Source organism: Bacteroides pyogenes DSM 20611 = JCM 6294, from assembly GCF_000428105.1.
Classification (GTDB): Bacteria; Bacteroidota; Bacteroidia; order Bacteroidales; family Bacteroidaceae; genus Bacteroides; species Bacteroides pyogenes.
In genome coordinates this window covers 1-22,739 of the sequence record NZ_ATZH01000048.1, presented here as the reverse complement: position 1 = coordinate 22,739, position 22,739 = coordinate 1, and the positions used below count along the sequence as shown (strand labels likewise).

17 protein-coding genes, 1 pseudogene and 1 riboswitch are annotated in these 22,739 nt (G+C 48.5%); of the genes and pseudogenes, 2 read left to right on the top strand and 16 right to left on the bottom strand.

The window, feature by feature from the left end:
- Positions 1-278: 278 nt before the first annotated feature.
- The 7 genes from mazG to C234_RS0111880 all read right to left on the bottom strand — a co-directional run bounded on the left by mazG (position 279) and on the right by C234_RS0111880 (position 10,229).
- Positions 279-1,079: a nucleoside triphosphate pyrophosphohydrolase gene (gene mazG, locus C234_RS0111915; RefSeq protein ID WP_027325955.1), complete on the bottom strand. Its 801-nt coding sequence runs from the start codon at positions 1,077-1,079 to the stop codon at positions 279-281.
- A gap of 293 nt (positions 1,080-1,372) precedes the next feature.
- Positions 1,373-2,923, bottom strand: a complete 1,551-nt coding sequence (locus C234_RS18065; protein WP_027325954.1) for a hypothetical protein — start codon at positions 2,921-2,923, stop codon at positions 1,373-1,375.
- A 95-nt stretch (positions 2,924-3,018) separates the two neighbouring features.
- Entirely contained in the window at positions 3,019-3,927 is a 909-nt protein-coding gene (locus C234_RS0111900) for a DUF4465 domain-containing protein (RefSeq protein WP_052001949.1), read from the bottom strand.
- A gap of 73 nt (positions 3,928-4,000) precedes the next feature.
- The gene (locus C234_RS0111895) at positions 4,001-5,374 is read right to left on the bottom strand and encodes a PKD-like domain-containing protein (protein WP_027325952.1); all 1,374 of its coding nucleotides are present in this window, start codon (positions 5,372-5,374) and stop codon (positions 4,001-4,003) included.
- A gap of 38 nt (positions 5,375-5,412) precedes the next feature.
- A complete protein-coding gene (locus C234_RS0111890) occupies positions 5,413-6,585 on the bottom strand; it encodes a YncE family protein (protein ID WP_027325951.1) in 1,173 nt (390 codons plus the stop codon).
- Complete coding sequence (locus C234_RS0111885; protein WP_152532490.1) at positions 6,582-8,639, bottom strand: TonB-dependent receptor; 2,058 nt, start codon at positions 8,637-8,639, stop codon at positions 6,582-6,584. Before C234_RS0111885 ends, C234_RS0111890 begins: the two co-directional genes overlap by 4 nt.
- Positions 8,640-8,751: 112 nt before the next feature.
- Positions 8,752-8,961, bottom strand: a riboswitch (cobalamin riboswitch).
- 221 nt (positions 8,962-9,182) lie between these two features.
- The gene (locus C234_RS0111880) at positions 9,183-10,229 is read right to left on the bottom strand and encodes a DUF3810 domain-containing protein (RefSeq protein WP_027325949.1); all 1,047 of its coding nucleotides are present in this window, start codon (positions 10,227-10,229) and stop codon (positions 9,183-9,185) included.
- Positions 10,230-10,356: 127 nt separating this feature from the next.
- On the opposite strand from C234_RS0111880, the gene C234_RS0111875 reads away from it, so the two are divergent.
- On the top strand, positions 10,357-12,990 hold the full coding sequence (locus tag C234_RS0111875) for a valine--tRNA ligase (protein ID WP_027325948.1): 2,634 nt from the start codon (positions 10,357-10,359) through the stop codon (positions 12,988-12,990).
- A 98-nt stretch (positions 12,991-13,088) separates the two neighbouring features.
- On the opposite strand, the gene C234_RS17555 is transcribed toward C234_RS0111875, so the two are convergent.
- From C234_RS17555 to C234_RS0111830, 9 genes are all read right to left on the bottom strand, one after another.
- Entirely contained in the window at positions 13,089-13,244 is a 156-nt protein-coding gene (locus C234_RS17555; RefSeq protein WP_154656421.1) for a hypothetical protein, read from the bottom strand.
- A gap of 43 nt (positions 13,245-13,287) precedes the next feature.
- A complete protein-coding gene (fucP, locus tag C234_RS0111865; protein ID WP_027325947.1) occupies positions 13,288-14,598 on the bottom strand; it encodes an L-fucose:H+ symporter permease in 1,311 nt (436 codons plus the stop codon).
- 21 nt (positions 14,599-14,619) lie between these two features.
- Positions 14,620-15,012 (bottom strand): L-rhamnose mutarotase, encoded by a 393-nt coding sequence (locus C234_RS0111860; RefSeq protein ID WP_021644536.1) that lies wholly within the window; start codon positions 15,010-15,012, stop codon positions 14,620-14,622.
- A 5-nt stretch (positions 15,013-15,017) separates the two neighbouring features.
- A complete protein-coding gene (locus tag C234_RS0111855) occupies positions 15,018-16,448 on the bottom strand; it encodes a rhamnulokinase (protein WP_027325946.1) in 1,431 nt (476 codons plus the stop codon).
- A gap of 13 nt (positions 16,449-16,461) precedes the next feature.
- Positions 16,462-17,100, bottom strand: a complete 639-nt coding sequence (locus C234_RS0111850; protein WP_027325945.1) for a class II aldolase/adducin family protein — start codon at positions 17,098-17,100, stop codon at positions 16,462-16,464.
- A gap of 21 nt (positions 17,101-17,121) precedes the next feature.
- Positions 17,122-18,897 carry an L-fucose isomerase gene (gene fucI, locus C234_RS0111845; protein WP_027325944.1) on the bottom strand — a complete coding sequence of 592 codons (1,776 nt, stop codon included), beginning with the start codon at positions 18,895-18,897 and terminating at the stop codon, positions 17,122-17,124.
- Positions 18,898-18,994: 97 nt separating this feature from the next.
- Positions 18,995-19,990 carry a GntR family transcriptional regulator gene (locus tag C234_RS0111840; RefSeq protein WP_027325943.1) on the bottom strand — a complete coding sequence of 332 codons (996 nt, stop codon included), beginning with the start codon at positions 19,988-19,990 and terminating at the stop codon, positions 18,995-18,997.
- A gap of 260 nt (positions 19,991-20,250) precedes the next feature.
- Complete coding sequence (locus C234_RS0111835) at positions 20,251-20,697, bottom strand: hypothetical protein (protein ID WP_027325942.1); 447 nt, start codon at positions 20,695-20,697, stop codon at positions 20,251-20,253.
- Positions 20,698-20,760: 63 nt separating this feature from the next.
- Positions 20,761-21,861: a DUF6340 family protein gene (locus C234_RS0111830; RefSeq protein ID WP_027325941.1), complete on the bottom strand. Its 1,101-nt coding sequence runs from the start codon at positions 21,859-21,861 to the stop codon at positions 20,761-20,763.
- Between the two features lie 241 nt (positions 21,862-22,102).
- Between C234_RS0111830 and C234_RS17550 the strand changes: the two are divergent.
- Positions 22,103-22,365 (top strand): annotated as a pseudogene (locus tag C234_RS17550) (IS982 family transposase); the annotation flags it as partial.
- Positions 22,366-22,739 lie beyond the last annotated feature (374 nt).

The window sequence follows — 22,739 nt, the reverse complement described above, 5'->3', positions numbered from 1 at the left end:
GGAAAACATAAAGCATCTGTAATCAATGCGGTAAGAGCCAAAATCATAGCAAGGTCTTTTGCTGTGATACGAAGGCAGACTCCATTTGTAACATTGGTAGCATAATAAAAGGGGCTTAACTTCGAAAAATTCTTAGGTTTAGGAAGTAGCTATACACTTCTGAAGAGTAGTTATGTCTATATAAGAACTTACCCAAGGATACGTTAATATTCGTAAACCTGGGTAAGATTTTATAGATATTGTTTGGAGAGGACTTAGAATTCACCCTCTCTGTTTTTTCAGTGCACCTCTTTGCTTTCCTGCTTTTTGGCTTCTTCCCAGATCGCGTCCATTTCTGCCAGCGTCATATCTTTCAGGCTTTTGCCTTGCTTCAGAGTGTGCTCTTCGAGGTAGTTGAACCGCCGGATGAACTTCTGGTTGGTGCGCTCCAACGCATTGTCGGGGTTGATTTTGTATAGCCGTGCCGCGTTGACAAGGCTGAACATCACGTCTCCGAACTCGGCTTCCGCCTTCTCCCTGTCCATGTGGGCGACTTCCGCCTGAAACTCCGCAATCTCTTCTTTTACCTTTTCCCATACCTGCTCACGCTCTTCCCAATCGAACCCGACGTTCCTTGCCTTGTCCTGTATCCGGTACGATTTGATGAGCGAGGGGAGCGACGCGGGTACTCCGCTCAGCACGCTTTTGTTTCCGCCCTTCTCTTTGAGCTTCAGTTGCTCCCAGTTCTCCACCACTTGTCCTGCCGTTTCCGCTTTCTCGTCGCCGAATACATGCGGATGGCGGAAGATGAGCTTGTCGCACAGCTTATCGCATACATCCTTGATGTCGAAGTCTCCCGTTTCCGACCCGATTCTGGCATAGAAGGCTACGTGCAGCAGCACATCGCCCAGCTCTTTGCAAATGTCCTGCTTGTCTTGCCGCATCAAAGCGTCGCACAGCTCGTATGTTTCCTCAATCGTGTTCGGGCGCAGGCTCTCGTTGGTCTGCTTCCTGTCCCACGGGCATTTCACCCGCAGTTCGTCGAGAATGTCGAGAAAGCGTCCGAAAGCCTCCATCTGTTCCTGTCTCGTATGTTTCATTATATATTATTTTTTCGTTATATTCTTATTTTCCATGCAGATTCTCTTTTTGAGTCGTGCAAAGATACTTCAAATATGGGAAAGAAAAAGAGAGATGGGGAAATAAAAAAATCCCGTTTGGGCAAGTTCTCCTTATCGGTGCCGGTTGGAAACAGGCGGAAATCACGGAGAAAGAAAACGATACGACCGCTTAGTCGGGTGGAGGGATAGGTATGAAAAAGTTCCACGCGTAAAGGAAGCGCCGTCATTGCAAAGCACGTCCTTTACGCGTGGTTGGCCGGAGAAGTCCGGTATTATATTCCTTCGATAGTATCTACATCCTCTCCCAGCATGTGGAGGTCTTGCCCGCCGGCCACTTCGGTGGAGGCTTCGCCCAGCCATCCGTTCTCCTTGTCTACGCCGTTGTAGACTTTCACGAAGTCGATGCCGGGCAGATGGACTTTGTTTCCATTCTTATCCACAGCCCAGTCGATGTCGATGGCTGAGCGGGCATCCAGGTTGGGGAAGTTGTCCACATAGCCGTATCGGTAGGCGTAGAGCACGTAATAGCTTCCGTCTTCTTTTTCACTGATCCCGTTATCGGCGATCCGGATGCCCTTATAGGTGATTTGATCGTCTTTAATCCAGCCCGGATAATAGCTTTGATCGTGATATACGTTCTTTATCTTATAACCCTCTTTACCCTGATTGTCTTTCCAGCGAATGTATTCCTTAATCGTGGTGAAACTCCCCGGGTTATTAATTTCGCCGGCTTCCTGCGGCGTTTCGGAAGTGGGACGGAAATAGGTCATTTCGTAATCCCGGTAAGTGGCAACATCTTGGCCTTTGTCTTTGGCGATTTGGTACCAGGGTTCGCCTTCTGCAGTCATATTGCCGCTGCCTCTGATTTCATACCATTCGTCTTCATCGGGCTTCCCGTTCTTGTTCTTGTCGTAGGCCACCATGATGATGCCCGGTTCGCAACTGCCTCCGAACGGCGGGTCCGGACGCGGGTTGGCATTGGCTCCGAAAGCGTTGCCGAGAATGCGGAAGTCGCGTTTGCCGGCTACGTTGACAATCGTGTGGTCGAATCCGAATACGATACATCCGCCCCATCCGCCGAGCGTGACCAGCTCATTCTTCTCTCCTGCGATGAGCGCTTCGGCTTTCAGATTCATGACCTCTTGCGTATCTCCGTCTTCATACTTCGGAAGTTTGTTGACGAATTGTCCCGGAGCGGGCAGGTAATGGAATACTTTGGAGATGTAGGGAGTCTGCATGCGTTCGCTGAAAAGAACGCGTATGGAAATAACATCGCTCAAATCGTCGATGGCGGCTTTTATCTTGTACAACCCCGGTTTGATGGCGCAGAACAAAGGAGTTCCCGTTTCGGACAATGCGATGCGATAGTGTGTTGTTTGAGGTTCCATTACTTCCCAAACGATTTTTGCCGGATCTTTTCCCTCGAACTTCTTCGAGATTTCCAGCGGAATCACCGTATTGACAAAGCCCCGGAAGCTCAAATCCTCTATTGTAATGGAGAATGCCTGCTGGGTAATGTTGTCTTCGTTGTAGGCACGTACAAGCATGCGGTATGTGCCTGTTTGGGCGGTACGGTCGAACGTATAGGTCAGCGCGTTGGCCACTCTTTGCCCGTCTATCCACCAAACGATGGAGTCGATTCGGTTTCCTACTTTCGGGCTCAGCGTCAGCTTATCGTTTACGGTCAGAAAGTACTCCGGCTCCAATCCTGAAAGTATGGGAGCGGGTTCGGGGAGGTCGGCTTTTTCGGTACAACCGGTTGCGAACAAAAGCATTGCGGCGATGCAGCCGGTTGAAAATAGAATTTTATGTATGGTTTTCATTTCTTTTCTGTTTTTTCTTCGCGCGGCGAAACCGGCGAATATGATGTTACTTAATTTTTTCGATTACCGGCTATGCCGGAAGCACCATGGCGGGATCATTGCATCACAATGTCGCGCAGGCAGAAGTAGACAGCAGTGTTGGGACCAAATTCTCCACTATTGTCAGTGCTATACATCTGGAACACCAAATATTTGACAGGCTCGCCGAAGTCGATGGTGATATCTGTCCAACCGGTCGGCATGTTCAAAGTTCCTCCGACCGGATAATCGGCCATGGCGTGGGTGATTTTCCTCACAGTTTCTTCTGTTGCTCTGACGAATGCTCCATCTCCATCTACACCATATATAATAAGGTCGAAATGATCACCCGGGCCGAACGGACGGGCGAATCCGTCGCCATAGAGATTGCCGTAGTAAGGCCACGGATGGATGGCTACGGTTACTTTGCTTACGGTGTATGTTTGACTGTTATTTCCTAACTTTACCCAAGTTGCATACTTGTTTTCGCCGAACTCTGTTTCTGTTGTAATTTCGTTTTGAAAATCAAGCATGTAATATCCCCAATAGCCGACCATGTAATTGGGGCTATTGCTTGTTCCCGTAGGTACAGCCATACAACCCCATTGATGGGCTATCCATCCGTCGGAACTTCCCGGCGCACCGTAGTTGTTGGTGTCGGCTACATTGGAGATGGTGAATCCGTCCCAGTAATTATAGCCCGATACAGTTCCGCCGGTGTGCGAGAAGGTGAAGTTTGTGGTTTGGTATTTCGTATTCGAATAGGTTTGATTCCAATAGAAACCTCCTGTGGTTGCTGTGCCGTTGGAGGCGTTCAATGTTACTCCATTCAGATCGTTGGCCAAAGAGATGCTTGTGCGTGCAGCTCTTGTCTGTGGGGAGTCAGAACGCTGTTCTAACTCCGGGAATTCATACATGTCGTTTGTACAAGCTGCGAATAATGCAGAGCAAACGAATAAAAACCTGAAAATTATTTTTTGTTTCATGGTGTAAATTTTAAATTATAAAATAATAATAAGTAACACCAGCTTCGCCGGACAATATGTTGATGCTTAATCGTTAATTCAATAAATGTAAATCGACAATAGATTTTACTTCTTGTCTGGAACCTCCGGTAGGCTTTAACGTCTCTTTATTGTACGTCATGCTGATATTTTGTACTTTCAGGAAGTCGATGCCGGGTAAAGAAATCGGTTCTCCTTCAGCGGTAATAGCGTCATTGATGTTTAGCGTGTATTGTTTGGTCGAAGTTATTCCGAAAGGTATAACTTTAAACATTCTCCCCTTCAGTGTGAATGTCTCCGCCCATTCTGCTACTTTTGTACCCACTTTGTTTACCACACGGTATCCAGGAAATACTCCATCTCTCTTTGTTTCTGTACCTCCATTCCCTTGGTTGTCCTCCCAAGCGAAAGTCAGTATTCTTTTGTCATAGCCTTTGTAAGTCAGTGTTAATTCATAATTTTTAATATGAGGCAAGTCAATATCGGTCGTTTTGATTTCATACCATTCATCTTCATCAGGGATACCGTTTTTGTTTTTGTCATAGGCTACGAAGAAGTCTAGCACACTGCCCGGAGCAACATCGATAGTCAATTGCAGATCATATTTGTTTTTGATATTCAAAACAGTGTGATCGAACTTCCAGATCCAATAGCCTCCCCATGCTCCAATTCGACTTGCGGGAAATGTAGCCTGTTCGCTTAAATGTTCAGAGATTTTCGACACCATTTCATTTTCTGAGTATATGAATGCCTCTCCGCTGCCGAAAGGGTAGTACCAAAACGAACCACTTCCCCATGCAGTGGGGCGGTAGTCGAAAACCTTATTTGGAAATACTTTATAATCCGCCTCTTTAACCTCCACGGCGCAACTGCTTGTTTCGGTTTGACGATCGGCCTTCGCCTTCAGCGTAAGTGTATACGTTCCGGGTTTGGCGGAGATAAATTCAAGCGTGGGCTTATTGCCGAGTATAGAGTCCCCGATAGCCCATTCGTACTGATAATCGTCGCGTTGTGGACCAGTGATGACGGGGGAAATCTCTATCACTTCGCAGCGGGGCACCTCCACTTTTTCTTGTGCGAAAGCGATACGGATGGGCTCGTCGACGAATACCTTAAAATGCTTTTCATTCATACCGCCTTTATTTTCCGCGCGGAAGGTGATGATGAAAGTACCCGGCTTGGTTGCCGTAAACGTGTAGTCGAGGTTTCCGGTAGCCACTTCTTTGTTGTCGATGAGCCAAAGGTAGTGATTGCTGCCGTGAAGATTCGTGATGTTGGGGGCCAGCGTAACTTTTTCCCCGATGTAGAGAGCGTATTCTGCTGTACCTGTATCCATTCCCGTAATTTCGGGCGCCAATACTTCTTCTTTACATGCGATAAAGAGGAAGGTTGCTGCGAGCAGCGTTGCATAGAAGATCTTTTTTTTCATACATGTGTAAAATTTGAGGTTGATATATAATTAGGAAATTATTTATTGTCGTACATCGGAACCAGCACGAAGTGACCGGGAATGTTGCCTGCTCGTACCGCCCATCGTTGTTTGCCGGCTGCGCTGAAACAAAAGAGTACGCCGGGGCTTACATAGTTGCCCGCATCGGTGATGTAGATGTTTTTGTTTACCGGGTTCACCATGATACCGTAAGGTTTCTCTATCTGTTTATCGGTTCCGTCGGTGATGATATGGCGGGTGATAATTTCGTGCGTACGGGTATCGACGATGCTGTAAGTTATGTCCCAACTTTTGGTGATGTGGCTCCATTCTGTGCCATATGCATAGAGGTAATCGTCGTCTATCCAATAATTGGTGGCGGCAATAGGAATAGTATCGGTAACCTCCTGCCGTTCACGGTCGATGAAGAACAAACGAGCGGGCAGTTGTTTGTAATCTCCTCGCGAACTCACCCATAGATTCCCCCGCGGGTCGGCCTTGATGCGTTCCAGATTGTAGGCCACGTCAATGCGGCGTTCTTCTTTGAAGGTGGCAAGATCGACCACAGATACCGTCCGTTCATATCCTGTCGTTTGGTCGGCTCCCATGTAACCGCCGGAATTGGCTACGTAAATTTTGCCTTCTACAATTTCCAGTTCATCGGGTTGGAAGCCGACCAGACAACGATCCACCTCTTTCAACGTAGTGAGGTCGACTTTCGCCACGTAGCCTATCTGGGTGTAGTTCGGATCTATCTTTACCGGGCCGGCATACGAGGTGACATAGGCATAGTCGCCGTGAAACTTGATGAAACGGCAGTTGGGAATTTCGATTTGTCCGATGCGCCGGGTGGTGGTCACATCCATAACCTCCACTTTGTTGGAACAATTGATGACCGCATAGAGACGGTTGCGATAGATAGCTATGTCGTTGCCTACATCGCCCATCTCTTTGGGCACGGTGGGGTTGCGTTCGGCATAGATGTTCCGCTTGTAGACGCCTGTCGAGAAATCGAAATAGTCTAACGTGGCTTTGTTGCTGCCCATGTTTCCCTCGTTGAGGAGGTAGAATCCGTAATAACCGTCCACTACTTCGGGAAATCCCGTAGGAATGTTCTCCGATAGAATCATTTCTTGATCTTCGCGGCAGCTTGTCGCAAGCACATGGGCGAGGAGTAAGCAGCTGTATATCCAAAGGTGTCTTTTTTTCATAAGGTTACAGTAAGTGAAAGTTTATAATTGCGTTTGGGCATGGGGTAATTCAATACCACTTCGTAGTCTTGACTTAAAAGATTATTGACTTCGAGGTTGAGTCTCCATTGGGTAGCCCTCCAAACAAATGTTTTGCTTATTCCCATATCGTGTGTGTACCACGGTTGCTCGTACTCTTCGGGGATATTGGCCGAGCTGTGATAGCGTTCGCCCACGTAGATAAAGCTGTAGTTGAGTTGCCAACTGCGATAGTTGAGGCTTGCGATGACCGATCCGTCATGCCGGGGGATGTAGGCAATCTGGCCGCCATAGGTCGTAGCTTGTAGTACGGAATTTTTTCGTTTGGTAAAGTCTTGCGCCCGTTGGTAGGTATAGTTCATTTTCAGGTTGCCAAGTATCCGGTACGGCAGATTGAAGGTGAATGATGACGAGGTTTCTATGCCCCGTATTTCCACTTCACCGAGATTCATCATCAACCATCGGTATTGTCCGCTTCCTTTAGGAACGGCAACGATTTTGTTCGTTACGTGATTGTAGTAAGCATCGGCTTGTATTTGCCAGTGCCTTAGGAACCCGTGCCCTCGCCGGAGCACGTAGTGTGCGCCGATGTTGTACTGATGAGTAAATTCGGGTTTCAGGTCTGCATTGCCGATGTCTGTGTAGTAAAGATCGTTGAACGTAGGCATTCGGAAGATATGTTTGTAAAAAGCCCTTAAGTTGAACTCATGCCGGCGGAAAGGTTTATAGGAGATAAACAAGGCAGGGCTTAGTTCTTTCTTGTCGGGGGCCGAACGTGCCTGCTCGTCGATGGCAAGATTACCCGAATTTACCCGCTCGCGTACAAATGTCCCCAACAAACTACCCTGCATTTTCATCCATCCTATCTCGGCGGCTGAAGCCACGGCAGCCTGTGCGGTGAGCCGTTTAGGGAAAACGAAACCGTCCATGTCTGAAGTAAGTGTGTTGTATTGCATGTCGGTGGATAGCGAAACCTCCCACTTCTTCGCAAGGGCATATTTATGAGCCGCCGAGAGGTAAAACTCCTGTTGACGGAACGTGTTGTCGATAAGCATCAGCGTAGTATCGGGGTTCTGGAAACGCATATAGTCGTAAGCGTATTTGGCATTGGCAAGCAGTTCGTACTTTTTACCGAATGCTTTCCGGAGTGAGCCTTGCGAGAAGAAACTGCGGTCCCATTGCCGCTGCGGATTCTTCCACCGATTGTTGACAATGGCTCCGGGAATGCCTCGTTCGGAGTTGTAGAAATAGTTTTTCCACTTCCAATGTCCTTGCGGCAGTACACCGTAAAGCCCCGCTTCGAGCCGTTGGGAGGAGACATCGCCGTTCTGGCGTACGGCAGTGGTATCGTACATCACCTTGCTCGTACGGGGGTAGACACGCTTGTAACGAAATTTATACCTGCCTGTAGCATGGATGAATTCCCCGTTTATGGAAGCGCTGAGGCGATCGTTGAAACGGTGTTCGTAAAGCACCGAGGGGTTCACCAACCCGAACGAACCGGTTTTAAAGACTGCCCGCAGATTATAACGCTTGTCTTTCTCGAACTTTGGCGTGCGAGAACGCAGGTAGACCGATGCCGACGAAGCAAAGTCTTTGGCGGGTTGGAGAATCTCACTCTTCTGTCCGTTGTAGAGCGAAATCTCCTCCATATTGTCGAGAGAGAATTTACCGAGGTCAATCTGTCCGTTCTGCGCGTTCCCCAGCTGAATGCCGTCGTAGAAGATACCTACATGGTGGGTGCCCATACTGCGCACATTCACCGTTTTCAATCCGCCGATACCGCCATAATCTTTGATCTGTACGCCGGAAAAGTAACGGATGGCATCGGCCACCGAAAAGCTGTTCAACGAATGGAGTTCCTTGCCTGTAAGCCGTTGGGCGGGAATCACTTCTTTGTAGGGATGAGCTACGACGGTAACTTCCGGCAGCTGTTGTAAACTGTCGAGTTTCGATTGGGCGCAAATTCTGCCGCCTGCACCCGATAAGAAGACCGAGATGCAACCGATTAGTGCGTGTTGATACATTTTTTTCATAGTATAACCGGCATATAATATGCTTCCTCTACTTCTTTTGTGAGGCAGCATACGGATATAATAAACACAGCTAAAACATATATTCATCTTTTACGTCCTAATCCCGGAGGACGTAAGAGATTCCATTCCGGCAGGTCTTCTGACTTGCTCCGTTTCCCCGATGCCCTTCCCGCCTGTTCAACAGGCAGTGGATGTTGAGTATTATCGGGAAATTTGTGGTGGAGCTTACAGCAGCGGGTCTGTTCAGGATTTACACCTGATTCCCTTTTCACCGTCTGTTCCGTGGAAATGGAAAGACGACACCGGAATTTCTCGGGGCAAATATAAGGTTTTCTTTTTCTTACCTTGTATCGAAAAAGGAAAAAGCACTTGTAATGAAGAACTTGATGACTTATTTCTAATGCTCTCTGCCTATAATTCGGGAGATGGTGGCTTAAAGAGCTTTCTCTTTCTCGAACTTCTCTTACGATGCGATTTGATGCGTGTCAGGCAGAGTGTACGTATGCCGGAAGAATGCTTTTCGTCATCTGCCGGAACATCGTGTCACTTCCGGTTGCGATAAGAAACCAGCAGCCCGACCACTTCCGAATAGTTCCGCCTCCCGCTTTCTATTTTGTTTCCTTTCAGGTACAGGTCGTAAATCCGGCTTTGGATGTTCCCGACGAGCGGGCTGTACTTCTCCATCCAATAGGCATGGCTCTTTTCCGCTTCCGCCAGAACTTCGGGACGGATGCGAGCGAAAAGGGCGGCGTACTTCTCTTCCGGCAATACGCTTCGCGCGTTTCTCAGCACATGCCGCAACACAGAGAAGTAACCCGAGAAACGAATGCCTGCTGCTTTCGAGCGGGTGCATACCTGATAGGCATAAAAGTTGGCTTCCGCTTCGCTCGATATACCGAGCCAATGCGAAAACTCGTGCGCGTATGTGGCGGGATAGCCCACGGGAAGCAGGTCGCCGTTCAGCGTGAACTCGTTGAAGAAAGGAGCCATGCTGCCCGTTACCCCGACTTTCGACACGAGCGGGGTGAAGAGCATCGTCTTGCCTTTCGGCGGATGCGAAGGCGGGCGGCGGATGCCCAGACTGTCGGCCAGTTCGCTGTAAATCCGCACGCACTCTTCGTGTATCAGCTCTTTGGGGATGCTTTTGAGCGGAGTGTACGAGCGGTTGAGCCGTGTAATGTAGTCGTTGGCAAAGGCTTCGAACGCTTCTTCTTCGAAAGGAGTATACGGAATGCCTGTCCGTTCGTAGAAGTCGGGCTGCGAATAATTGAGTCCCCATGCCAGATAGAACCACACGTATATCCATAGCAGATATTCTCCGCAGCGGGCGAGTGTCTTTCTCCACTTCTGCTTTCGGCAGAGGCGGGCGTAGAAAGGGTAGGCGACGAGTCCGGCGATGCTGAGAAAGATAAACAAGTCGCCCACGGCAAAGGGGACGAGCCGGGAAAAGGAGGAGAGAAGGAACGATGCGGCGGGATAAACCGAACGGGCATACGCATTGCCCATCGGCGGCAGGGCTTGGGTAAGCCATATCGTAACCAGAAGGATGCCCAAGAGAGAGTATCGGATTGTTTTTGTTTTACCTTTCATCGCAATGCACTTTTCGGAGAACAAAAATACGGATTCTTGTGACTATATGCTACTTATTTATTAATTTTGCAGCCGTATTTCGTAAACTTTCGTAATTAACGAACTTATATAAAAAGGTAAAAACAACATGGAATTAGCAAGTAAGTACAACCCTGCTGACGTGGAGGGAAAGTGGTACCAGTATTGGCTGGATCATCATTTATTCAGTTCAAAACCCGATGGTCGTGAGCCTTACACCGTTGTCATTCCTCCTCCGAACGTCACCGGCGTGTTGCACATGGGACACATGCTTAATAATACCATTCAGGATATTCTGGTCCGTCGCGCCCGCATGGAAGGCAAAAACGCCTGCTGGGTGCCGGGAACCGACCACGCCTCTATCGCTACCGAAGCGAAAGTGGTGAACAAACTTGCCGCTCAGGGCATCAAGAAGACCGACCTTACCCGCGAGGAGTTCCTCAAACATGCGTGGGAGTGGACGGACGAACACGGAGGAATTATCCTCAAGCAGCTCCGTAAGCTGGGGGCTTCGTGCGATTGGGACCGCACGGCTTTCACGATGGACGAGAAGCGCAGCGAAAGCGTATGGAAGGTTTTTGTCGATTTGCACGACAAGGGATTGATTTATCGCGGTGTCCGTATGGTAAACTGGGACCCGAAGGCGCTGACGGCTCTTTCGGACGAAGAAGTGGTCTACAAAGAAGAGCACGGCAAGCTGTACTATCTCCGCTACATGGTGGAGGGTGATGCCGAAGGCCGTTATGCCGTGGTGGCGACTACCCGTCCCGAAACGATCATGGGCGACACGGCGATGTGTATCAACCCGAACGATCCGAAAAACGAATGGCTGAAAGGGAAGAAAGTGATTGTTCCTTTGGTGAACCGCGTTATTCCGGTCATCGAGGACGAGTATGTGGATGTCGAATTCGGTACGGGTTGCCTGAAAGTGACTCCGGCACATGACGTGAACGACTATATGCTGGGCGAGAAATACAACCTGCCCAGTATCGATATCTTCAACGACAACGGTACGTTGAGCGAAGCGGCGGAACTCTATATCGGCATGGATCGTTTTGACGTGCGCAAGCAGATTGAAAAAGACCTGGAAGCTGCCGGACTGCTGGAAAAGACGGAAGCCTACACCAACAAGGTGGGGTATTCGGAACGTACCAATGTGGTGATCGAGCCGAAACTGTCGATGCAGTGGTTCCTCAGCATGCAGCATTTCGCCGATATGGCTCTGCCGCCGGTGATGAACGATGAGCTGAAGTTTTATCCCGCCAAATATAAGAATACTTACCGCCATTGGATGGAGAATATCAAAGATTGGTGCATCAGCCGCCAACTCTGGTGGGGACACCGCATCCCGGCTTACTTCTTGCCCGAAGGGGGATATGTAGTGGCGGTCACTCCCGAGGAGGCGCTGGCAAAGGCGAAAGAGAAGACCGGCAACGCCGCTCTCACCATCGCCGACCTCCGTCAGGACGAGGACTGTCTGGATACGTGGTTCTCTTCATGGCTGTGGCCTGTCTCGCTGTTCGACGGAATCAACAATCCGGGCAACGAAGAGATGAAGTACTACTATCCTACAAGCGACCTCGTGACGGGGCCCGACATCATCTTCTTCTGGGTAGCCCGCATGATTATGGCAGGCTATGAATATGAGGGGCAGATGCCGTTCCGCAATGTTTATTTCACGGGTATCGTGCGCGACAAGCTGGGACGCAAGATGTCGAAATCATTGGGCAACTCTCCCGACCCGCTGGAACTCATCGAACGTTTCGGAGCCGATGGTGTGCGTATGGGAATGATGCTTTCCGCTCCTGCCGGAAACGATATTTTGTTCGACGACGCTCTTTGCGAACAGGGACGCAACTTCTGCAATAAAATATGGAACGCTTTCCGTCTCATCAAAGGCTGGAGAGTGGACGAAGAAGCGACTACGCCCGAAGCTACGGCATTGGCGATGGATTGGTTCGAGGCCAAACAGAATGAAGTGGCTGCCGAAGTGGCCGACCTCTTCGGCAAGTATCGTTTGAGCGAGGCTCTGATGGCTGTTTACAAACTCTTCTGGGATGAGTTCTCGGCTTGGTATCTCGAAATCATCAAGCCGGCTTACGGAAAAGGAATCGATTCGGCAACGCTCCACCGCACGCTTCGTTTCTTCGACAACCTGCTCCATCTGCTTCATCCTTTCATGCCGTTCATCACCGAAGAGTTGTGGCAGCAGCTGGCCGACCGCAAGGAGGGTGAGTCGCTGATGGTCGACTCGATGCGTTTCGACGACAAGGTGGATGCAACGTTGCTGGCCGATTTCGAATCGGTGAAGGGAATCATCAGCAACGTGCGGGCCATCCGCCTGCAAAAGAACATTGCGCAGAAAGAAACGCTCGAATTGCAGGTGAACGGAACCGATCCGCTTCCCTCGTTCGCAAGCGTCATTATAAAGATGTGCAACTTGTCCGGTATCAATCAGGCTGCCGACACTCAGGAAGGTGTCGCCTCTTTCATGGTAGGAACTACCGAATACGCTGTTCCGCTGGGCAATATGATCGACACGGAGGCTGAGATTGCCCGTATGGAGGCCGAACTGAAACATAAAGAGGGTTTCCTGCAAGGGGTTTTGAAGAAGCTCGGCAACGAGAAGTTCGTCAACAATGCTCCTGAAGCCGTTATCGAGATGGAACGCAAGAAGAAAGCCGATGCCGAAAGCATCATCCGTTCTTTGAAAGAGAGTATTGCGGCGTTGAAGAAAGGCTGATTCTTATTGCTGCTCTTCGCCGAAGCTGTTTTCAAAGCCTATAGTATTTGATTTTAAAGCGCATCGCGGACACACATACAAATCAAAAGCCTCTTTTTTCAAAGCCTATCGTATTTGATTTCAAAGCCCGCCGCCTTTTTTTCAAAGCCCGCCGTGTTTTTTTCAAAGCCCGCCGCCTTTTTTTCAAAGCCCGCCGTGTTTTTTTCAAAGGCGGCGGGCTTTTTTTCAAAGGCGGCGGGCTTTTTTTCAGGCAAACGCAAAGCATATCAGCAAGCGTTTTGGCGGCAGCTCTTTTTCTTACCAGTTCCCTTTTACCGTGCGATAACCGTAACCGATGATTACCAGGAAGCAGATGAAAGGCAGAATGAAAGAAACGTTGACTGCGGGCATCCAGCCAATCTCCTTCATGTCGATGATGCTTGCCTGCAACGGAGGCAGTACGGAACCGCCCAAGATAGCCATGATAAGTCCGGCTGCTCCGAATTTGGCGTCTTCTCCCAAACCTTTCAGGGCTATGCCGTAGATGGTGGGGAACATCAAAGACATGCAGGCGGAAATAGCCACCAGCGAATACAGCCCGTAGATGTTCCGGAGGAAGATGGTGCCCAACGTAAATATGCCGCCGAATATGGCGAGAATCATCAGCAGCTTGCCGGCATTCAGGTAGCGCAGGATAAAGGTGCAGATGAACCGGCTGATGCAGAAAATAACCATGGCTATGATGTTGTATTGCTGCGACAGAACTTCCGCGCTTTTCTCATCCATGCCTTGCGACATGAACAGGTGTGTGCCGTACTGAATGATGAACGTCCAGCACATGATCTGCGCGCCTACGTAGAAGAATTGGGCAACGACTCCTTCGCGGTAGCGCGGCACGGTAAAGATACGCTTCAGTGTAGGGAAGAAGTTTATCTGATTGTTCGGTCCGCTGTTTTTCGGCATCTTTACCAGTCGTATCACTATCAGCATGGCCAGAATGATCACCCCGATTATCAGGTAAGGGGTGATGAGCACAGAGAGGTCGCTTTCCTTGATGGCTTCGAATTCCTGCCCGTCGAGCAGAGCGCGAGCGTCGCTATCCATGGGGTGCAGCTTTGCCTGAATGAAGTTCATGGCGACATACATGCCCAGCAACGACCCCATCGGATTGAACGACTGGGCGAGATTCAGTCGGCGTGTGGCGGTCTCTTCCGTTCCCATGGAAAGGATGTACGGATTGCAGCTGGTCTCCAGAAAAGAGAGCCCGCAGGTAAGGATAAAGTAAGCTATCAGGAAAGGGTAGTACTCTCCCGTCATTTTGGCGGGGAAGAACAGAAACGCGCCGAGCGCATACATGCCGAGCCCCAGCATCACGCCGGCCTTGTACGAATATTTGCGGATAAATACGGCAGCCGGAAAGGCCATGGCGAAATATCCTCCGTAGAAAGCGACCTGAACCATTGCGCCGTCGGTAGCGCTCATCCGGAATATTTTGGAGAACGCTTTGACCATCGGATTGGTGATATCGTTGGCAAATCCCCACAAAGCAAAGCAGGAGGTGATGAGGATGAATGGAATGAGGTAACTTACTCCATCTTTCCACAGGATGGGCTGTTTGGTGTGTTTCATGGTAATTCGTGGTTGTTTTTGTTAGAGGTTATACAAATGGAACATTCTCTCCATCGGTTGCCATTTTTCGGCAGAACTCATCCCGGGAGCGGCCTGCTGGAAGACAGCCATGTACGCTTCCCATTCTTCTTGGCGCGGGAGGGCGCCCAGCCGTTTCATCGCGGTGTCCCAGTCGAAGTCGACGGGGGTTTCTACAATCATGAACAGGCGTGTGCCGAGGATGTAGATCTCCATTTCCAGAATACCGACCTCCCGGATGCCGGCAAGTATTTCAGGCCATACTTCTGTCGGGCTGTGCCTTTTCCGGTATTCGGCGATCAACTCCGGAGAATCGCGCAAGTCGAGCGTCTGGCAATAGCGTTTCACGGGAATGCCGTGCGTCTGTGTCCGATAGCCGGTTGCAGGTGTTTCCATATCGTTTACTTTTGTGGATGAAACTCTTCAGGTGTTACACTTCTCATGACGATTTCCCGCAGTTCCTTAAGATCGGCAATCTCGCCTTTGGCCATTGCCTGTGTCAGGATATTGCCCATTGCCGTGGCTTCTACCGGACCTGCATATACGGGAATGCCCAGTTGGTTGGCTGTAAGCTGGTTGAGCAGTTTGTTTTGCGAGCCTCCTCCGATGATGTTCAGCCGGCGGATGGGAGAGGGGAGGCAGCGGTTCAGCCGTTCTACCGCCTGTCCGTATTTGAATGCCAGCGACCGGAGCACGCATTTTGCGAATTCCGCTTTGCTTTGCGGGATTGGCAGTGCATGGTCGCGGCAATAATTCCGTATGGCGGCCTCCATGCTTTCGGGATTCATGAACAAAGCGTCGTCTACGGGAATGATCGAGCTAATCGCGGCATCTGCGGCTTGCGGGATGAGCGTATCATAGCTTTGCTTTTCCCCGCGCATTTCCCATTCGCTCATCAGGCGCTGTAAAATCCACAGTCCGGTGATGTTCCGCAGAAAACGGATACGTCCGCCCACTCCTCCTTCGTTGGTGAACCGGGCTTCGCGGGCCTCTTCGGTCAATATGGGCTCGTCTGTCTCGACGCCTAACAACGACCATGTGCCTGAACTCAGGAAAGCAACAGGGCCTTCGGCGGCGGGAACGGCTGCAACGGCGCTGGCTGTGTCGTGAGAGCCTACGGCAATGACATCTACGGCGTCTAACCCTGTCTCGCGCGCAATCTCTTCTTTCAATTTCCCGCGTATAGTGCCCGGCGGAATGATTTCGCCGAACAGGTGTTCGGGAAGTCCCAAAGCGCGGATGGCGCTTAACGACCAGTTGCGGCGGCGCGCGTCGAGCAATTCGGACGTAGAAGCGATGGAGTATTCGTTGTTGGCTACCCCCGTCAGGAAATAACTGAAAAGATCGGGCATGAACAAAAGCCTGTCGGCGGCTTTTAATAACACATCGCTGTTTTCTTTCATGCTGTAGAGCTGAAACAGCGTATTGATGGCCATCACTTGTATTCCCGTCTCCGCATAATGCGCCTGCTCATCCAGTATTCGAAAAACCTTGGCAGGCATTCCATCGGTTCGGGCATCGCGGTAACAAACCGGATTGCCCAACAGGTTTCCGTCTTTATCAATCAGTCCGAAGTCTACGCCCCAAGTGTCGATGCCTATTCCTTTTACGGAATATCCCTTGCGGGCAGTCTTTTTCAAACCGGTCTTCAATTCTTCGAAAAGAGAAAGAAAATCCCAATAAAGATGGTTGCCGAGCTTAACCTGACGGTTCGCGAAACGATGAACTTCTTCAAGCTCCAGCTTCCCGTGGAGGAGGGAGCCGGCGATAAGCCGTCCGCTTCCTCCTCCAAAGTCTACTGCTAAATAAGTGTTTCTCATGGTATCTTCCATGGCATCCGGATGCTTATACGGTTTTCTTTCCTAACACATACACCTCGAGGTCTTCGATCTCTTCCGGCGTCAATACTGAGTATTCGCCTCCTGATTGGACAATAATCCGACAAGCCATCTCGAAGAATGTCGCCCGTTCGTATGCCTCGTCGAAATCTTTTCCGCATACCACTTGCCCGTGGTTGGTCAGTAATACGGAATTGTGATTCGCCATGGCTTCCACTACCGCCTTTGCCAATTCCGGCGAACCGGGTCGGTAGTAGGGGATAACGGGAATTTCGGAACCTACGTGGCAGGGAATCTCGGCCGTTACGTTGAAGTTCTCAGGCTTATTCCTCATGCAGGAAACAGCTGTGGCATATTCCGACTGGAAATGAAGTACCACATTTACATCCGGACGTTGGCGCAAAATGCCTAAATGGAAACTGCTTTCCATTGACGGCTTTACGCCATTCACCGGTGTTCCGTCGGCAATGCGGCAGATGGAGACTTTCTCTTTCCCGAGCGTGGGAAGCCACGAACCCGTACCGGAGATTAACGCTTCTTCACCGATTCTCCAGGAAAGGTTTCCGCTGCTGCAAAGCATTAGCTTGGCATCTCCATAGCGGTGTGCCTGCCCGATGAACTGCTCGATATATTCGTTAGTTATCATACTTGCAAAAGTTAAACGTTGTTATTTGTAGATCGGTCCGTAGGTGCTGCAAGCTCTGTAGTCCGCACCTTCTTTATCCATGCCGAAAGCGTTCCATGCAGCCGGGCGGAAGATGGTGTTTTCATCCACATTGTGCATGCAAACCGGTATGCGAAGCATAGAAGCAAGCGTGATCAGGTCTTGTCCGATATGCCCGTAGCTGATGGCGCCGTGGTTGGCTCCCCAGTTGTTCATTACGGAGTAAACGTCCTTGAAAGCAGGCTTGTCGCACAAGCGGGGGACGAACCATGTGGTAGGCCATGTGGGGTCGGTACGCACGTTGAGTTTGTCGTGGATTTCCGGATCGATAGTCACCGTCCATCCTTCGGCGATCTGCAATACGGGGCCCAAGCCTTTGACAAGATTCAGGCGCGTCATTGTCACGGGCATGCCTCCCTTCGACAGGAAATTCGACGAGAATCCTCCGCCACGGAAATAGTCACGGTTTGCCGGATACCATGTAGTGGCTTTCAGGCAGTTTTCTACGTCTGCTTCAGTCATATTCCACGGCTCTTTCATTGACGGATTCCCTTCTGCGTCTACTGATTGTCCGGAACCGTCGAGAGTGGTTGCTCCCGAATTGATCAGGTGAATGATACCGTTGGCAGCCGCTCCGGTAAGTTCTTTGCCGGTTACCCGCTTCACGGCCTCGGGACTCCAGTATGTTCTTACGTCCGAGAATATCTGCGCGCGGTTGGTAAGCAAATGTCCGAACAGCATGGCGACACCGTTGCAAGCGTCGTTCTCCGTAGCTACCACAAATGCCTCGCGGATACCGTTCCAGTCGAACGATGTATTGAGCAAGGCCTCCGGATAATCGCCATTGGGATAGAAATCCGTCCATTGGCGTTGTCCCTGGAAACCGGCTAAAATGGCATTGTGTCCCAGCGCTTCTTCTTTGAAGCCCATTTCTTTCAGTTTCGGGTTGCCGATCATTAAGTCGCGCATGATGATTGTCATTTTTACAATAAACTCCCAATCGGCGTCTTTTTGCTGGCGTGTTTTGCGTTTCTCGGGGCAATTATTGAAATCATCGCCTTCATTTGCTTTACAGTACTTCTCGGTCCACGCCATTGCTTTGGCGTATTCCTCACGGTCGTAAATACCTTCTTCCATTCGGCGGATGATTTCAGTCAGGTCGACCGACTCGTTGCGCATGCCCAGATACTCCTGAAAGAAATCAGGGTTGACAATGGAGCCGGCAATACCCATCGACACACTACCCATCGACAGGTACGACTTGCCTCGCATCGTAGCTACTGCTTGCGCCGCACGGGCAAAACGGAGGATTTTTTCGGCCACATCTTCGGGGATGCTGTTGTCGTCCAAATCCTGTACGTCACGTCCGTAAATGCCGAATGCGGGAAGACCTTTCTGGGCATGTCCTGCCAAGACGGCCGCAAGGTATACGGCACCCGGGCGTTCCGTTCCGTTGAAGCCCCATACAGCTTTCGGATAATAAGGGTTCATGTCCATTGTTTCTGCGCCATAACACCAGCAAGATGTTACGGTGATGGTAGAACCGACCCCTTCTCTTTCAAACTTTTCTGCGCAAGCGGCACTTTCTGCCACACGGCCGATGGTACTGTCGGCAATTACGCATTCGACAGGACTTCCGTCGCCGTTCTTCAGATTGCTCCTGATTAGTTCCGCTACTGCTTTTGCAAGGTTCATCGTCTTCTCTTCAAGACTTTCGCGAACACCGCCCTGGCGACCGTCGATGGTGGGGCGAATCCCGATTTTCGGATACTTTTTCATGGTTTCTTTTTTGAAATTTATAATAGATGTGTTGTGCTGAACTGTGCTGATAATATTGGATATCCTAATTTTCTTTGTTTTGTATAATAATATAATTTCAGAGTGATTTTCGGAGTATGACCTCTGTTGTCAGGTATTTCTGCACGGGTGTGTTGTTGAGCACGAAGTTTGCCGCTTCGTTGCCCATCATTTCCCAGTCGATGCTCAACGAGGTTATTCCTTCATCGATTACTTCGTATGAAGGGATATCGTTGTATGCCAACAGACCGAAATCTTTTCCGCATTTCAGTCCTTCCTTTCTTCCCTGTTTTATCACTTTCACTACATCTTGTTGCTTAATAGCAATATAAACTACTCCTTTGCGCACAGTTAACTCGTCTGTATTTTCTTTTATCTCCGACAAAAATCCTTGCTCTTCGCAGAAGCGGGTAAAATATAGCTTGCTGCTCTGAGGATGTTTCAAGTTTTTGGGAAACAGGAATATAAGTTGTCGGTAGTGTTGCAATCGATTGTTGAGGCTAAGCAATGCCTGATAGAACGCTTCGTCGAAATCCTGACTGATATAGGAGTATTTGTCTTTTTCGAACTTGCAGAAATCAAGCAGCAATAGCCTGGCAGGATTGATTTTATTGAGCACAGCGCTGAACTTTTCGTTGTCGAAGTTCATCACTATATATTTATTGTATTTTCCCGTCGATTCGCGGATAATGGTATTGAAAAGCCGTTCGTTGTACTGATGAAACAACAAATCCACTTTATAGTTGAGTGGCAGGCGTTTGATAAAACTGTTGTATAGGGCCTCTTTGAAAGGTGTGTACTCGTCGAGTAATAATAATATGTTTGTCAATTGATTGGCTACATAATACCCTTTGCCCGGTGTGGAATCGACCAAGCCTCGTTCGCGCAAATCGAGAAATGCTTTGAAAACCGTGTCGCGAGACACCGCATATTCTGCGCTTAGCTGATTGATGGAGGGCAAAGAATCTCCTTCGAGAAATTCTTTCATAGAGATGGCCTGACTCAGTGTGTCTGCCAACTGGGTGACTTTGCTTGCCTGCTGTCCGAATGTTGCCTTCTTTTCAATCCGTTTCATAGTATATTTATAAAATACAACTGTGCTGAACAATGCTGATGCAAAGAAAGAACTTTTTTTTTGAAAGTTAGAAGTAGTTGACTATGTTTTATAGCATATTTACTCTCTTTTTTCGAAATCCTTATTTTTTATTGTTTTGAGATTTCGGCAGCATTCACGAGATGGCAAGCTTATTTCGATCGATTTGTAGGTTGCGCATGTATCTGAGAGATTAGGATAGGTGGCATGGATATGTCATGCCGGGTGCGGATTGCCAACGATTATTTCTCCAATAGCTCTTTCAGGAAATTGTCTAACTCTTTGTCCAGCCCTTTCAGCAGTTCGTCGTTTAGCAACAAGGTGTCGTCATCTATCAGCAGCAATTCCGCTACGGTTTCTTTTTCTTCATCCACCAATACAAAAGAATAGGGTTTCAGAATCATGACTTTTTCAAAGTCCCCCCCATCTTTCATCTTGTCGAGTATATTTCGCAGAGCCGACTCCGCTTTTTCCATGAAGTCGTCTCCTTCGTAGGTAGCCCATTCTTTGACCATTACACTGCCCAACTCTTCATCGTCGTCGTTATATATGACGAGCAATCCGGATATTTGGTCGGGTTGCATATGAATATCGGTTACGGTTGCTTGTTCGCATCCACGTATATATCTCCCGACTGCCTTTTGGATAGTCGATTCGATGCTAAGTAATGATTGTTGGCTCAATTTCATGGGATACCTCCTTTTTATCAGTTCAAAGGTATGAAAAAAAACTGGTAATCGCTACACTTTCTCTCAAAAATCATCATTGAAACGACTCATTTGCATTTTTAGCTTAGGCAACTGTTTGTTTCGCTCTTTTAATTTGAATAAATAAATAGTGGTTTGGTAGTAATGCGGTACTTTTTCTATGTTGAAATATAGCTTATTTGGGGTATCCTTATTTATTTTGTCTATTTTCTTTGCTATATCCTGTGCTTTAGTCATCCATTCTTCCGCCAAGTCAAGGCTGTCTTTCAGTTCATAATGAACCGCTATATTGATGGCATTCTGCATTTTCTTCTTTTTGCTTGTGGTTTTATTATACATTTTCTTCCAAAGCTCACATGCTTTATCCCAGTTGTTTTCTTTCACATGTATGGCTGCGTCTCTCATTGGGGCGGAACCTCCGGTATATATATATCTGTCGGCCTTTTTCCAAAACGGAATTAATTGGTTGACCGGAATTGTTCCTGCAAACTCCGAGGCTTCTTCTATGATTTGAGAGTCGGAAATAAACTGTTTGGCTTTTATTTCCGAAACTCGGATATCTTCCCAGAAGATGCTGTCGCTGGGTGTGAGAGTGGACAGGGGAGTTTTCCTTTCGGGCAGATAGATGCTGACAGTGGGATAAGCCTTGACGTTTACCGTTCCCAGAAAACCGTATTGCGGCAAAAAGCTGACTGTCTTTACTGCTTTAATTTGCAGGTTCTCCAAAGCGATGATGCAATCGACATCCAAATCGGATGTGAGCGCCTTTACTTCTTCTTCGCTAAGGGTGCTCTCCCGCAGAAATCTGTCGTTGGCACGTAAGGCCGAATCACAGATCACCACTTTGTCGAAGTAATTCCGATAGGCGATTTCCTCCGCTAAAGACTCGGTTGCTATCCGGGGATCTCCGTTGGCATAAGCAACTTCCCGACTGATCTCCATATACTCTTCTTGAGGGTCTTCTGGTTCTGCGATCATTTTGTTGTCAGGTGTTTTTGCGGTATTATTCACAATGCCGACTTTCCGGAGTTGATTGGGAAAACTTATTTCGGCAGGCTGCATATAGTCGATGGATATAACTTTCATGCTTTCGCAACCGGTGAGAAGCAGCATAGAGATGAAACATACTGAATGGATTTTTTTCATAGTTCCGTTCTGTTTTTTAAGGGTTGTTTCTATACATAGTTTATTATCGGGTAAACGAGATTTTTATATGGTATATGTCCGCCGGTTTCGTTCCGGCTTGTGAAACGGCTGTCTATTCTGTCAGGATAGAAGCAATAGTACAAAAATACGATTTTATAAGAATACTCCATTGGCGGAATAAAAAGTGAGAAAAAACATGCTTAAGAAGTTGTACATATTGTTGATATTTAGTAAATTATAGGTGTCTAATCATCTGATTTGAGTTTGTTGTATGCAAACTTAATGTGCAATATTCGCAAAATTTATCGACATCTGCAAGCAAATGTCAAGTTACTTGTTCAATGAAAATGGTAATATGCCCCGTCCCGGAGTTATCCCCAGGTTCTCCGACTTGGAAGTTATAGGATTGAACATGATATCCGAATCTATTGGCATCGACAGCGAATCTTTCTTTGTCAAATTGCAGGAATATAGGAAAGAACTTCCCACTTGATATCCCTCCGATAATACAATGACAGGCGTAAGTTTCTATATTGGAAAAATCGGAGTATGCTGTTACAGTGGTCTAGCTGAAAGAAGCGCCGAATATTATGTAAATTCCATTTTTTACAGATCTTGATTATCAGGAAATTACAAATATCAGTCAGGCTGATTTCCTTTGAAAAACGGAGCATGCTGTTACACTCCGCTCAAAACAGTTAAATAGTGTTATCTGAATCGGAGCATGCTGTTACACTTTTAGGAAGATAATGCAGGCGCCCACTTCTCCACAAAATCGGAGTATGCTGTTACAGTTTTGATGAATTTATTATCTTGAAGGATAAACAACCCCTTCAAGACTATGGCTACACAACCTAAAAAAATGAATATCATCAAGC

Excerpts from the sequence above, each read along its gene's own strand:
- mazG (WP_027325955.1), bottom strand. The coding sequence starts at position 1,079 with ATGAAACATACGAGACAGGAACAGATGGAGGCTTTCGGACGCTTTCTC.
- C234_RS0111890 (WP_027325951.1), bottom strand. The coding sequence starts at position 6,585 with ATGAAAAAAAGACACCTTTGGATATACAGCTGCTTACTCCTCGCCCAT.
- C234_RS0111885 (WP_152532490.1), bottom strand. The coding sequence starts at position 8,639 with ATGAAAAAAATGTATCAACACGCACTAATCGGTTGCATCTCGGTCTTC.
- C234_RS0111880 (WP_027325949.1), bottom strand. The coding sequence starts at position 10,229 with ATGAAAGGTAAAACAAAAACAATCCGATACTCTCTCTTGGGCATCCTT.
- C234_RS0111895 (WP_027325952.1), bottom strand. The coding sequence starts at position 5,374 with ATGAAAAAAAAGATCTTCTATGCAACGCTGCTCGCAGCAACCTTCCTC.
- C234_RS0111875 (WP_027325948.1), top strand. The coding sequence starts at position 10,357 with ATGGAATTAGCAAGTAAGTACAACCCTGCTGACGTGGAGGGAAAGTGG.
- C234_RS18065 (WP_027325954.1), bottom strand. The coding sequence starts at position 2,923 with ATGAAAACCATACATAAAATTCTATTTTCAACCGGCTGCATCGCCGCA.
- fucI (WP_027325944.1), bottom strand. The coding sequence starts at position 18,897 with ATGAAAAAGTATCCGAAAATCGGGATTCGCCCCACCATCGACGGTCGC.
- C234_RS0111860 (WP_021644536.1), bottom strand. The coding sequence starts at position 15,012 with ATGGAAACACCTGCAACCGGCTATCGGACACAGACGCACGGCATTCCC.
- fucP (WP_027325947.1), bottom strand. The coding sequence starts at position 14,598 with ATGAAACACACCAAACAGCCCATCCTGTGGAAAGATGGAGTAAGTTAC.
- C234_RS0111835 (WP_027325942.1), bottom strand. The coding sequence starts at position 20,697 with ATGAAATTGAGCCAACAATCATTACTTAGCATCGAATCGACTATCCAA.
- C234_RS0111900 (WP_052001949.1), bottom strand. The coding sequence starts at position 3,927 with ATGAAACAAAAAATAATTTTCAGGTTTTTATTCGTTTGCTCTGCATTA.
- C234_RS0111830 (WP_027325941.1), bottom strand. The coding sequence starts at position 21,861 with ATGAAAAAAATCCATTCAGTATGTTTCATCTCTATGCTGCTTCTCACC.
- C234_RS0111850 (WP_027325945.1), bottom strand. The coding sequence starts at position 17,100 with ATGATAACTAACGAATATATCGAGCAGTTCATCGGGCAGGCACACCGC.
- C234_RS0111855 (WP_027325946.1), bottom strand. The coding sequence starts at position 16,448 with ATGGAAGATACCATGAGAAACACTTATTTAGCAGTAGACTTTGGAGGA.
- C234_RS0111840 (WP_027325943.1), bottom strand. The coding sequence starts at position 19,990 with ATGAAACGGATTGAAAAGAAGGCAACATTCGGACAGCAGGCAAGCAAA.